Source organism: Enterocloster sp. 210928-DFI.2.20 (assembly GCF_020554465.1).
Taxonomy (GTDB): Bacteria; Bacillota; Clostridia; order Lachnospirales; family Lachnospiraceae; genus Enterocloster; species Enterocloster bolteae.
Window position 1 is genome coordinate 22,816 of the sequence record NZ_JAJCHK010000022.1, and the last position, 12,451, is coordinate 35,266.

Sequence of the window (12,451 nt, forward strand, 5' to 3'; positions counted from 1 at the left end):
GCCGCCTTCCCGTCACCCGGGTCCCCTTTCCGCCATATCCCCTTCCGCATGCACATGACGCGGATGCCTGCGGAAATAATCGGACACATCATGCCTGTAGCTGCGGGAGCAGCAGCATGAAATACCGCCTGTAAAGGAAAGAATGCCCTGGGTTGGTTCAAAGGACCGGACATTTGACAGATTGGCTATGGTGGATGCCCGGACCTGACGAAAGGGCGGCTTCAGCTTTTCTGACAATTCTTTTATGCCGGAACGGAAGGTATATACTCCGTCCGAGCAGTGTATATTGCACATATGAGTTCCTTTTACAGTTTCTATATAATAGATGCTGGAAAAGGAAAGCCGGGTGTCACGGCTGCTGCCGTGCACGATTAGAAATCCATCTGCAGAAGTTACACGGCGGTTCAGATAGGTCAGGATGTTCAGGCAGGAGCGCTCTAAGTTGTCATGGACAGGATGGATATAACCTGCAACGCCGCGGACAGAGTGGCTGTTGATGAGACGGGCTGCGGTGCTGTAATCACTGCTCACTATGCAGACCATAATTTGACTGCTGAAAGATGTAAGCCTGTTCAGTACATCCGGCCAGTCAGGCCGGCTGTCGCTGTCAAAGAACATGAGCCACAGATCTGCGGGAGAGCCGGCAGCTTCCTTGATGAGTTCTTCCGGTGTCAGGCTTCTGAAGGCATATAGCTCCATGCCCCGCAGATGCCGGTTGGAGATGGCTGCGTCTGCAGCTGTGTAAAGTTGTCTGAAAAGCTGATTATGTTCAGTTGATATAACAATATTCAAACCAGATTCCTCCTTTGTTCCGGTTAAAAGCATTCATGGGGTGGTTACAAGATTCATCCGATATACAGAACATATGTTCGATTAAAACCGGATAGAAAAGGCCGTCCAAAGCCGACAGGCATGTGAAACAGATACCTGAATGTGGGCCCGGGCGGCCTTTTGGCCTAAATGCCTGTGAGAATCTGTGCAGCACCTTCCCTTCAGGCCATGAGGCTGCGCAGTTTGCGGAGGATCTTTCCATGACGGTAATGAAGGGTGGTTACGGGAACTCCGGTTTCCCTGGAAATCTGGCGCAGGGACTGGTCGTAACAGTAAATACGGCGTATGATATCCTTCTCTCTGGGGTCCAGGTCCTTCATGGCCTCAAAGAGCAGAGAGCGCTCCAGAGCTTCCTCTGCCTGTTCATCCACAGGCTTGGCTCGGGTGTCCTGAAACAGATCACAGCCGTTAAAATCTTCTGTGTCCAGTGCATTATAATAAAATGTCTTGTTATGAATATCTGATTCCCGGAAATACCGCTCCTTCCGCTCGCCTTTGCAGTATAGTTTATAAATTTCTTCTGACACGTATACATTCCGGTTATCAATGCGTATGTAATATTGCATATTTTCCACCTCTCATGTGGAAAAGGAAATCTGTGATGTATTTTAAAGATATCACTGAGGGGGGATTTTGTCAAGAAAAATCAGAACATATGTTCGATTCGGCGGATGAATGGTATAGAACAACGAAACAAAACAGGATTTTGTGGAAAGGAAGCATGTGATGTACTTTCTGTTGAATATTATTTTTTGCAGTGCTAAAGTAGATGGTGAAGCGGTTGTTCCATGCCCGGGCATGACGCGGTTTATCTGACAGGAATGAGGGTTCAGTCACTCCGCGGTATGGCAGAGGAAAAAATGGGAACAATCAAGGAAAATCCAAGGAGGAGGTAAAGACAATGGGACATCTTACAACCCGTGACGCATACCGGAACCTGGGTGAACGTATCAACTGGTTTACCCAGGGGGCCCCGGCCTCTGAGACACTGTATAAGATACTGCAGGTCCTATATTCTGAAAAGGAGGCCAAATGGGTGGCGCTGCTGCCGGTTCGCCCGTTTACCATAAAAAAGGCGGCAAAGATATGGGGGACTTCGGAGTATAAGGCGGAAAAGCTGTTAGATCATCTGTGCGGCAAGGCATTGCTGGTGGACTCCTGGGACAAGGGGGTGCGGAAATTCGTGATGCCCCCGCCAATGGCCGGGTTTATTGAATTTGCCCTGATGAGGACCAGGGGAGATATTGACCAAAAGTATCTCAGTGAATTGTATTACCAGTATATGAATGTGGAGGAGGATTTTATCAAGGATTTGTTTTATGCCACGGAGACAAAGCTGGGCCGTGTGTTTGTCCAGGAGCCGGTTCTGACCAATGACAAGATGAACCACATCCTGGATTATGAGCGGGCGACCCACATCGTGGAGGAGGCAGAGTATATCGGTCTGGGGCTATGCTACTGCCGTCATAAAATGTCTCACGCAGGCCATCCCTGCGAGATTAACGCTCCCTGGGATGTATGCCTGACCTTTGACAATGTGGCGCGTTCCCTGGCCCAGCACGGGGATTACTGCAGACTTATCTCCAGGGAGGAGGCGCTGGATGCGCTGGAACGCTCCTACGCCAGCAATCTGGTACAGATAGGGGAAAATGTGCGGGAGCACCCGGCTTTTATCTGCAACTGCTGCGGGTGCTGCTGTGAGGCGCTCCAGGCTGCCAGGCATTTCAGTCCCATGCAGCCGGTGGCCACCACCAATTATATTCCTGATATTACCGGGGACCAGTGCGTTGGCTGCGGAAAGTGCGCAAAGGCATGTCCGGTATTGGCTATATCCATGGAGGAAGGAGAAAACGGAAGGAAGCGGGCCGTGGTGGATAAGGATATTTGTCTGGGCTGCGGCGTATGCGCCAGGAACTGCGGCGTCAAGGCCATTCACATGGAGCGCAGGACGGAGCAGATCATCACACCGGTGAACAGCACCCACAGATTTGTTCTTCAGGCCATTGAGAAGGGAACACTGGCCAATCTGGTGTTTGACAACCAGGCGTTTTCCAACCACAGGGCCATGGCCGCCCTGTTCAGCGCTATCCTGGAGCTGCCGCCGCTTAAGCAGGCCATGGCCAGCAAACAGTTCAAGTCTGTTTACCTGGACAGGCTGCTGGCGGCGAAGCGGGAGAAGGGATGAACAGGGAGAACCAATTAATAATAGATTTCAGGGATTACAGGAGAGACGGAAAGGGAAGAAGGGTAAAATCTTCATCCCTTTCCATTTTTTTATATTGTTTATTATAATTTAAAAAATCTACAATTTACTCTTGACGAAACCGTTTTCATGAGTTAATATGTACATAACGATACAAGAAACCGTTTTCATGGGAGGGGAGGTTAAGATTTCATATGGATTCATTGTTTTCTCTTGCAGGGAAAAAGGCAGTGATTACAGGCTGTGCAACAGGCATCGGCAAAGGTATGGCAGCCGGGCTTGCCAGGGCAGGAGCAGATATCATTGCGCTAGATATCGGGGATTTGGAAGATACCAGAAGGACAGTTGAAAATCTGGGGCGGGAGTGCAGGTGTTACCATGTGGATTTGTCAGTTTCTTCTGATGTGGATGAGGTGTGGATACGCCTTTTGGAAGAAGCCGGTCATGTGGATATCCTGTGCAATAATGCAGGTATGCAGTTTCGGAAGAATGCATTTGAATATCCGGAAGAGATGTTTGATAAGGTGATTGCTGTTAATCTGAAGGCGCCGTACCGGTTGTCCCAGAAGGCCGCCATTCACTTTCGGGAAAAAGGGATGAAAGGGAAAATCATCAATACCGCATCTCTTTTTACCACCTTCGGAGGTGTTGAGGTCAGCGGTTATACCTGCTCCAAACACGGGGTCATGGGCATGACGAGGGCATTGTCCAATGAATTTGCACCTTACGGTATATGCGTCAATGCCATTGCGCCGGGCTACATAGCCACAGAGCTTACAAAGGCAATCTGGAGTGATTCAAAGCGGCGGCAGCCCATGGATGAGCGAATTCCGGCAGGACGTTGGGGAACCCCCGATGATTTTGAGGGTCCGGCAGTATTTCTTGCCTCCAGGGCATCGGATTATATAACCGGGATCATGATTCCGATAGACGGCGGGTATTCTGCCAGGTAACAGGTTAATTATGCGCGTTACGCGCAGGAATAAAAGGAGAAGAATACAATGAAGAAAAGAAGCGTTATGATGGCACTGGGTCTTGTGATGACACTGACAGCATGCGGAGGGGGAAATGCAGGAACCACAGCGGCACCATCCTCCGGCTCAGAGACACAGACAGAGGCTAAGGCAGAGGAAAAAACAGAAGGAGATACTGCCGCACAGGAGGAGAATAAGGAGGAGAGCAAGACTGAGGCATCCGGTGACACAGTCACCTTAAAACTTTCCAATAACCAGCCGGATGGAAACTGTACCACTATAGCCGTGGAGTGGTTTGCGGACCAGGTAAGGGAGCGCACAGACGGACGGGTCAACATTGAGGTGTACAACAACGGAACCCTTGGAGATGCCATCTCCTGCCTGGAGCAGCTCCAGTATGGCGGCATGGATATTGTAAAAGCCGATCTGTCCACCATGACTAATTTTGTGGATGAGTACAATGCCTTAATGATGCCTTATATTTATAAAAATACAGAGCATTTCTGGAAGGTACATGGCGGGGATATCGGTATGGGAATCCTGCGCGGGGATAAGATGAAGGAAAAGAAGCTTTACGGCCTTACCTACTATGACGGAGGAACCAGATGTTTCTATAACACCAAAAAGGAAATCCATTCCCCTGCGGACATGAAGGGTATGCTGGTAAGAGTACAGCAGTCCGAACTGATGATGTCCATGGTGGAGGCTTTAGGCGGCCAGTCGGTAGCGACAGCGTATTCCGAGGTATATTCCGCGCTCCAGACCGGCGTTGTGGACGCTGCTGAGAATTCCATCGTCAATTATCTGGACCAGTCCCATTTTGAAGTGGCTCCCTACTTTGTGGAGGACCATCATACAAGGTCGGCCGACATCCTGGTCATGGGCGAAAAGTCACGTGAAAAACTGAGTGCAGAAGATCTTAAAATTATTGATGACACGGCTCTGGAATCCTGGGAGTACCAGAAGGAGCTGTGGGCAGAGGCAGAGGAAGAATCCAAACAGAAATTGCTGGAGCAGGATGTCACAATCACTGAATTGACTGAGGAAGAATTAAAGGCGTTCCAGGACGCCTGTGAGCCAATCTGGTATTCCTATGAAGGCGGCGCCTATAAGGACATCATTGACCAGATTGTAGAAGCAGGCAAGTAGGGGACTGGCATATAGGAGACTGAAGATGCTGAAAGGAATAAAGAAGGTACTAATTGATATTTTCAATCTGTTTTACAAGGTTATATATGGTTATGCAAGGTGGGTCCTGGCCGTTGTAATCGTAATCATATGCGCCCAGGTATTCTGCAGGAATATACTGCGGACCAATATCCGCTGGAACCAGGAGGTGGCGCTGCTGCTTACGATTTGGATGGCGTTCCTGGGCATTGCCATTGGGGCGGAAAAGAACCTGCATATCGGCGTAGAGCTGTTTTATGATAAGTTTCCGGTAAAGATCAGGAATGTGATTGATGTGCTGAACCGGATTATTACGCTGCTGGTAGGCGCTTTCTTCACTGTCTACGGGGTCCGGATGGTGCTGTCTACCATGGATTCGAGGCTTCCGGTAACAAAATGGCCGTCATCTCTTATGTATATTATGATACCGGTCAGCGGCGTTGCCATTATCTACTTTACGGTCCTGGATATAATGGGCCTGAAGAAATACAAGAAAACCGATGATGCGGGTAAGTTTAACAGAGAGGAGGAGGAAAAAGAATGAACCCAAATATAGCTATCGCAATCCTTCTCATAACCTTTGTGCTGCTTATTATGATTAAATGCCCTATTACCTTTTCAATGATTATATCCACAGCCTTCACCATGCTGTATATCCAGGTGCCTGTCATGACCCTGGTGCAGCAAATGTCCAAACAGCTTAACTCATTTTCACTGCTGGCAATCCCTTTCTTCATCCTTATGGGGGAAATCATGGCTGCAGGCGGTATATCCAGCCGCCTGCTGGCCTTTGCAAATGTATGCGTGGGGCAGATAACCGGAGGTCTGGCACATGTAAATGTACTGGCATCCATGCTGTTCGGCGGTATCTCCGGTTCTGCCATTGCCGATGTGTCATCCCTGGGAGCCCTGGAAATACCCATGATGGAGGAGGCTGGATATGAAAAGGATTTTTCCATAGCAGTTACCGTGGCCAGCTCCTGTCAGGGACTGATCATCCCGCCCAGCCACAACATGGTACTGTACTCCATGGTGGCAGGAGGCGTGTCTGTGGGAAGCCTGTTCTGCGCCGGTTATATCCCGGGTATTATGCTGGGGGTTTTCATAATGGGAATGTGTTATATCATTTCCAAGAAAAAGCATTATCCCAAAGGAAAGAAGCTGCCTTTTAAGGAAGCACTCAGGGTTACAAAGGATACATTTTTCGCAATGCTTGCAATGGTTATTATCATCGGCGGCGTATCAGCTGGTTTTTTCACCGCCACGGAATCAGCGGCAGTCGCCTGTATTTACTGCCTGTTCGTAGGATTTTTTATTTACAGGGAGCTTCGCTTTAAGGATATTCCGGTAGTGCTGGGAAATACCATTAAAACCCTTTCCATGGTATATGCGCTTATTGCCGCGGCAGGCGCCTTCGGCTGGGTGATGGCATATCTGAATGTCCCCACCCTGGCCACAAACCTGCTTCTTGGCATCAGCGACAACAAGATTGTGGTATTGCTTCTGATCAACCTGATTCTGCTTTTGCTGGGATGCGTTATGGACCTGGCGCCTCTGGTGCTTATTATGGCTCCCATACTGCTTCCGGTTGTGACAAAATTTGGAATGAGTCCCATCCAGTTTGGAGTCATGATGATGCTGAATCTGGGAATCGGATTATGTACACCGCCTGTGGGAACAGCATTGTTTACAGGATGCGCCATTGGAAATATGAAAATTGAAAAAGTTTCAAAGGCCATGCTGCCGTTATATATTCCCATGCTCATCACATTATTGCTTGTGACCTTCATTCCGGCGCTGACAATGACGCTGCCTGAACTGATTATGAAATAGGAGGTAAACGGATATGAAGACAGCACTTGTAACAGGAGCAAGCAGGGGGATTGGTTTGGCCATTGCGCGGGAACTGGGGGTAAACGGTTATCAGGTTGCTGTCATGGCTACACGCGGTGAATCCTTTTATCCGGAAAGTACCAGAACACTCCGGGATGCAGGTATCTCCTATGCCTGGTATGCAGGTGATATAGGAAAGTCCGAGGACAGAATCCGTATTGTCCGGGAAGCAGCAGAACACTTCGGGGAAATCCATGTGCTGGTCAACAATGCGGGGGTGGCGCCGAAGGTAAGGACGGATTTGCTGGATATGACAGAGGAGAGCTTTGACTATGTAATAGGGACCAATACAAAGGGAACTATGTTCATGACACAGACAGTGGCACGGCAGATGATGAAACAGCCTGTGTATGGAGGCAAGCGAGGGACAATTATCAACATTTCATCCTGCTCCTCCCAGGTATCATCCGTTAACAGAGGGGAGTACTGTGTTTCCAAGGCAGGAATCTCCATGCTCACCAAGCTTTTTGCGGACAGGCTGGCTCCTGAGGGCATATTTGTATATGAAATAAGGCCCGGAGTCATCCGTACCGATATGACCAGCCAGGTGGAAGAAAAGTATACGGAATTAATCAAACAGGGGATGTTCCCCATTGCGAGATGGGGAGTTCCGGAGGATGTGGCTAAGGCAGTCAGGGCGTTTTGTTCCGACGATTTCTGTTACACGACAGGCAATTACATAGATGTGGATGGAGGGTTCCACATCCGGCGTTTATAGGATGTGGTTTCAGCATATGGATATTAACAGGATACCTTTTTATCAATACAATACAATCATAGTCGGAACCGGAGCAGCCGGTCTTAATGCAGCCGTAACACTTCATAAGCTGGGGCAGAAAAACATTGCCCTGATTACAGAAGGACGGTACATGGGAACTTCCAGGAATACGGGTTCAGACAAACAGACCTACTATAAGATGACCCAGTGCGGCAGTGAACCGGACAGCGTCCGGAAAATGGCAAAAACCTTGTTTGAGGGCGGATGTGTGGATGGAGACATTGCCATGGCCGAGGCCGCAGGCTCTCTCAGGGCATTTTACCATCTGGTGGATATCGGAGTTCCTTTCCCTTTTAATAAGAGCGGGGAATATGTGGGATATAAGACGGACCATGATCCTCTTAAGAGAGGTATTTCCGCAGGGCCGCTGACATCCAAATACATGACCGAATGTTTGGAACGCCAGGCAGAGGAACGGGGAATACCCTTCTTTGACGGCTATCAGGCAGTACGCCTGCTTACAGAGGAGAAGGACGGTGACAAGAGGGCGGCAGGCATCATTGCCCTGAATAAACAAAAGGCTGCTTCGCCCGATGAACGGTATGCCGTATTTTCAGCAGTCAACATTATATGGGCCACCGGCGGGGAAGCTGGAATGTATCAGGCCAGCGTATATCCTGTCAGCCAGACAGGCGGAATGGGGGTACTGCTGGAGGCGGGAGCTGTTGCAAAGAATCTGACTGAGTCCCAGTTTGGAATTGCATCTGTAAAACACAGGTGGAATCTGTCAGGGACATTCCAGCAATGCCTGCCCCGATATCTGTCTGCGGAGCAGGACGGAAGCCATGAGAGGGAATTCCTGAATGATTATTTTGACACGCCCAGACAGCTTCTGACGGCAATTTTCTTAAAAGGGTATCAGTGGCCCTTTGACCCCAGAAAGGTTGAAGGGCAGGGATCATCCCTTATTGATCTGCTTGTTTATCAGGAGACAGTCTTAAAGGGAAGACGGGTCTTTCTGGATTTCATGCATAACCCGTCCCCGCTGATGGAAGGGGGAGATGTCTCGTTCCGGTACCTGGCAGGTGAGGCAAGGGAATATCTTGAGAATTCCAGGGCTCTTTTGGATACACCCTATGAGCGGCTGAAACATATGAATCCGTCGGCCATTGAAGTTTACAGCAGCCATCACATTGATTTGTCCGGAGAGTATCTGGAGATAGCTGTGTGCGCCCAGCATAACAACGGGGGAATTGGAGGAAACCAGTGGTGGGAGAGCAATATCCGGCATCTTTTTGCGGTCGGTGAGGTTAATGGTTCCCATGGCATATACCGTCCCGGAGGAAGCGCACTGAATGCGGGGCAGGTCGGCGCCATACGCGCCAGCCAGTATATTGTGAAGCGGTATGGAGGAGAACCCTGCTCCAGGGAGCAGTTCCTCAGCAGACATATGAAGGAGGTGGAAGAGGAGACTGCCTTTGGAGAACGCGTCCTGCGCGGGTCTGAAAGCTGTATGACGGATGTGGCCGGCCAGCGAAGGCTGCTGGGAATCAGGATGACCAAATATGGTGCATGTATCCGCTCAGAGGAAGGGATACGGACAGCGCTTGAGGAAAACCTGAGACAGAGGGAACAGCTGGAGCAGAAGGTTATGATTAAGGGGCCGGAGGTACTTAAGGATTTGTATAAACTGAAGCATCTTCTTATAAGCCAGTTTGTATATTTAGAGGCCCTGAGGGATTATGACGCCAGAGTGGGCATCAGCAGAGGATCCTATCTGGTATATAATGCCGGGGGGCAGGTACCTAACCCGCATTTGGATGAGCGGTTCAGGAACAGGACGGAGGAGACGGACACAACCGTACTGCAGGAGATTTATTATGAGGCGGACAGAAAAGAATGCCGCGTATCCTGGAGGCCGGTAAGACCCCTTCCCGACGAGGAAATCTGGTTTGAAAATGTCTGGAAAGATTACCGTGAAGATGGTATTATAAGGTAAAAGACGGTTAAAGGAGAATACCAATGGTAGGAATTCGTGATGTTGCAAAATATGCAGGGGTTTCTCCCAGCACAGTATCCAGAGCACTGTCAGGCGTGGCATTTGTAGAGCCAGAGACAAAAGAGAAAGTGATGAAGGCGGTCAGTGATTTGAATTATAAGCCCAACCTGGCTGCCAGGAGCCTGAAAAAAGGCGGCAGCAAGCTGATCGGCCTTATCATACCGGATATCATGAATCCATATTATCCGGAGGTTGTAAAATATATGGAGGCATGCGCTACAAAGGCAGGATATTCCCTGATTCTGTGTGATGCACTGGGAGATGTGAAAAAGGAGAAGGAGTATTTTAAAACCCTTAAATATCTGTTTGTAGACGGCATACTGTATATTGCATCCACAGAGGATGTAGAACATGTGAAACCATACATAGGGGAGATTCCCATGGTGATTGTAAACCGTACCTTTGATGTGGATGCCCCCTGTATTAATATTGACAATGCCGACGCGGCTTACCAGGCAGTGAAGTGTCTGACAGACAACGGACACCGGAAGATTGCCCTTTATATTAATGATAAAGACCGCCAATATAACCGGGAACGTCTGGAAGGAGCACTGGAAGCCCTTGGGGAGTGCGGAATAGAGGACTACGAAAAGTATATTGTCCGCGATGTAGAATCCGAGGACGACGCCTATTATAAAACCCTTGAATTGATGCGCCATGAGGAACGTCCCACAGGCGTATTCATGTTCAATGATTTTATGGCTTACGGCGTATACAGGGGTATTACCAAAAGCGGATTAAGGATACCGGATGATATATCCGTAGTGGGGTTTGATGACATCCCTCAGGTGAAATATCTGGATCCTCCTCTGACTACGCTGCGTCATTCCCTGGCAGATACGGCGGGAATCATATTTGAACAGCTGATGGAGCAGATAAAGACGCAGACCTGCGCACACAAGAGCCAGACTTATTTTAAAGGCAGGCTGATTGAACGGGAGTCTGTGAAGAATCTGATTTCCCGGAGTGTGTCTGAACGGGATGCTAAGACACACTCCGGACAATCTGGAGGAATGAAATGGAAAAAGTAAATATATGGGATATAGAGGGGACCGAATTTCCGGCCGGACGGCGCACCAGGGTAATACTGGGCCAGAATGGCGCCATGGAGGGCAGCAAGTTCTGCCAGGGCTATGTGGTGGTGTATAAAGGCGGCGGCATACCGGAACATGACCACGAGACGGTGGAGTCCTACACGATTATTAAGGGACATGGGGAGATGGAGGTGGACGGGGAGAAACAGCCGGTAAAGGAAGGGGACTGTATCTTTATTCCAGGTAATTTAAAACACGCTCTGTATAACACAGGTGAAGAGGAACTGCATATGATGTTTGTGTATGCTCCAAGTATCATAGTGGACCACTGGGCCAAGGAGCAGAGCGGGGAGATAAAATAAGCAGATAAGATAATACGGGTGAAAATAGCTGAATCCATCCGGCCGGGGGAATAAAATTCCGCCCGCCGGATGGATTTTATGATATCTCACTGCAAATATAAGGATTTTAATTCCCTCACAGATTGCTTCCATCCACCCCATATGTTATATTAGACTACACAGATTGCCGCGTAAGCCAAAGAAGGGAGGAGCCGCCATGATCATCAGTGCCAGCAGAAGGACAGACATTCCTGCGTTTTATTCGGACTGGTTTTTCAAACGGCTGGAGGAAGGGTACCTGTATGTAAGGAACCCCATGAACCCCGGGCAGGTCAGCAAGATTCTTCTGAACCAGGACACCGTGGACTGCTTTGTGTTCTGGACAAAGGACCCGGGGCCTATGATGGAGAGGCTTTCTGTTTTGGACCGGCTGGGATACCCCTATTATTTCCAGTTCACCCTGACACCCTATGGGGCGGATGTGGAACTCGGACTTCCCCATAAGAATGAGCTGGTAAAAACCTTCCGGGAGCTCTCGGCCAGGCTGGGGCCTGAGCGTGTCATATGGAGGTATGATCCGGTGCTTCTCAGTCCGTCCTATACCAGGGAGTACCATTTCCAGTGGTTTTCACGGCTGTGCAGCAGCCTGGAGGGATATACCCATACCTGCGTCATCAGTTTCCTGGATATGTACCGGAAGATAAAAGGACGGATGGATCGGATTCAGACCCGGGCAATGACAGGGGAGGACATGGTATCCCTGGCATCCTTTATGGGTCCGGAGGCAGAACGGCATGGCATGACCGTCCGGACATGTTCGGAGGCAGCGGATTTATCCGGTTTCCATATACAGAAGGGAAAATGTATTGATGACCAGCTGATTGCCGGATTGCTGGGCCGTCCCCTGGATGTAAAAAAAGACAGTACCCAGAGGGAGGAATGCGGCTGTGTCAAGAGCGTGGATATCGGCGCTTACAACACCTGCTCCCATCTCTGCAGATATTGCTATGCGAATTTCAGCCCGGAGCAGGTGGAGGTAAAACGCAGGTTACATGACCCGGACTCGCCCCTTTTGTGCGGCCGGCTCACCGGGGAGGAACGGATTACGGTGCGTGAGATGAAATCAGTTGTCTGTCCTGCCGGCGGCGGCCAGATGCGCCTTGCATTTGACGTTTCGGAGGATGGGGAACCGGAATAGACAGCATTTGAAAATGAATACAGATGGAGCTTT

The 12,451-nt window shown here is 49.5% G+C and carries 12 protein-coding genes; 10 read left to right on the forward strand and 2 right to left on the reverse strand.

Going from position 1 to position 12,451, the window contains the following annotated elements; genetic code table 11:
- Positions 1 to 12: 12 nt before the first annotated feature.
- Both LI015_RS18335 and LI015_RS18340 read right to left on the reverse strand, forming a co-directional pair.
- Entirely contained in the window at positions 13 to 792 is a 780-nt protein-coding gene (locus tag LI015_RS18335) for a LytTR family DNA-binding domain-containing protein (RefSeq protein WP_227125954.1), read from the reverse strand.
- A gap of 200 nt (positions 793 to 992) precedes the next feature.
- Positions 993 to 1,397 carry a sigma-70 family RNA polymerase sigma factor gene (locus tag LI015_RS18340; RefSeq protein ID WP_002566573.1) on the reverse strand — a complete coding sequence of 135 codons (405 nt, stop codon included), beginning with the start codon at positions 1,395 to 1,397 and terminating at the stop codon, positions 993 to 995.
- Between the two features lie 335 nt (positions 1,398 to 1,732).
- Between LI015_RS18340 and LI015_RS18345 the strand changes: the two genes are divergently transcribed.
- The 10 genes from LI015_RS18345 (at position 1,733) to LI015_RS18390 (ending at position 12,418) form a co-directional block, all read left to right on the forward strand.
- A complete protein-coding gene (locus LI015_RS18345) occupies positions 1,733 to 3,016 on the forward strand; it encodes a 4Fe-4S dicluster domain-containing protein (RefSeq protein ID WP_002570731.1) in 1,284 nt (427 codons plus the stop codon).
- Positions 3,017 to 3,228: 212 nt separating this feature from the next.
- Positions 3,229 to 3,987: an SDR family oxidoreductase gene (locus LI015_RS18350; protein WP_002592166.1), complete on the forward strand. Its 759-nt coding sequence runs from the start codon at positions 3,229 to 3,231 to the stop codon at positions 3,985 to 3,987.
- A gap of 48 nt (positions 3,988 to 4,035) precedes the next feature.
- Complete coding sequence (locus tag LI015_RS18355) at positions 4,036 to 5,157, forward strand: DctP family TRAP transporter solute-binding subunit (RefSeq protein ID WP_002570729.1); 1,122 nt, start codon at positions 4,036 to 4,038, stop codon at positions 5,155 to 5,157.
- A gap of 25 nt (positions 5,158 to 5,182) precedes the next feature.
- On the forward strand, positions 5,183 to 5,719 hold the full coding sequence (locus tag LI015_RS18360) for a TRAP transporter small permease (RefSeq protein ID WP_002566567.1): 537 nt from the start codon (positions 5,183 to 5,185) through the stop codon (positions 5,717 to 5,719).
- Positions 5,716 to 7,008, forward strand: coding sequence for a TRAP transporter large permease (locus LI015_RS18365; RefSeq protein ID WP_002566566.1), 1,293 nt, complete (start codon positions 5,716 to 5,718; stop codon positions 7,006 to 7,008). The genes LI015_RS18360 and LI015_RS18365 overlap by 4 nt, the downstream gene beginning before the upstream one ends.
- A gap of 13 nt (positions 7,009 to 7,021) precedes the next feature.
- The gene (locus LI015_RS18370) at positions 7,022 to 7,786 is read left to right on the forward strand and encodes a 3-ketoacyl-ACP reductase (RefSeq protein ID WP_119205857.1); all 765 of its coding nucleotides are present in this window, start codon (positions 7,022 to 7,024) and stop codon (positions 7,784 to 7,786) included.
- Positions 7,787 to 7,802: 16 nt separating this feature from the next.
- Entirely contained in the window at positions 7,803 to 9,785 is a 1,983-nt protein-coding gene (locus LI015_RS18375; protein ID WP_227125956.1) for an FAD-binding protein, read from the forward strand.
- A gap of 23 nt (positions 9,786 to 9,808) precedes the next feature.
- The gene (locus LI015_RS18380) at positions 9,809 to 10,876 is read left to right on the forward strand and encodes a LacI family DNA-binding transcriptional regulator (RefSeq protein ID WP_227125958.1); all 1,068 of its coding nucleotides are present in this window, start codon (positions 9,809 to 9,811) and stop codon (positions 10,874 to 10,876) included.
- The gene (locus tag LI015_RS18385; protein ID WP_002566562.1) at positions 10,864 to 11,241 is read left to right on the forward strand and encodes a cupin domain-containing protein; all 378 of its coding nucleotides are present in this window, start codon (positions 10,864 to 10,866) and stop codon (positions 11,239 to 11,241) included. The genes LI015_RS18380 and LI015_RS18385 overlap by 13 nt, the downstream gene beginning before the upstream one ends.
- Positions 11,242 to 11,437: 196 nt before the next feature.
- Entirely contained in the window at positions 11,438 to 12,418 is a 981-nt protein-coding gene (locus LI015_RS18390) for a DUF1848 domain-containing protein (protein WP_227125960.1), read from the forward strand.
- Positions 12,419 to 12,451: the final 33 nt, after the last annotated feature.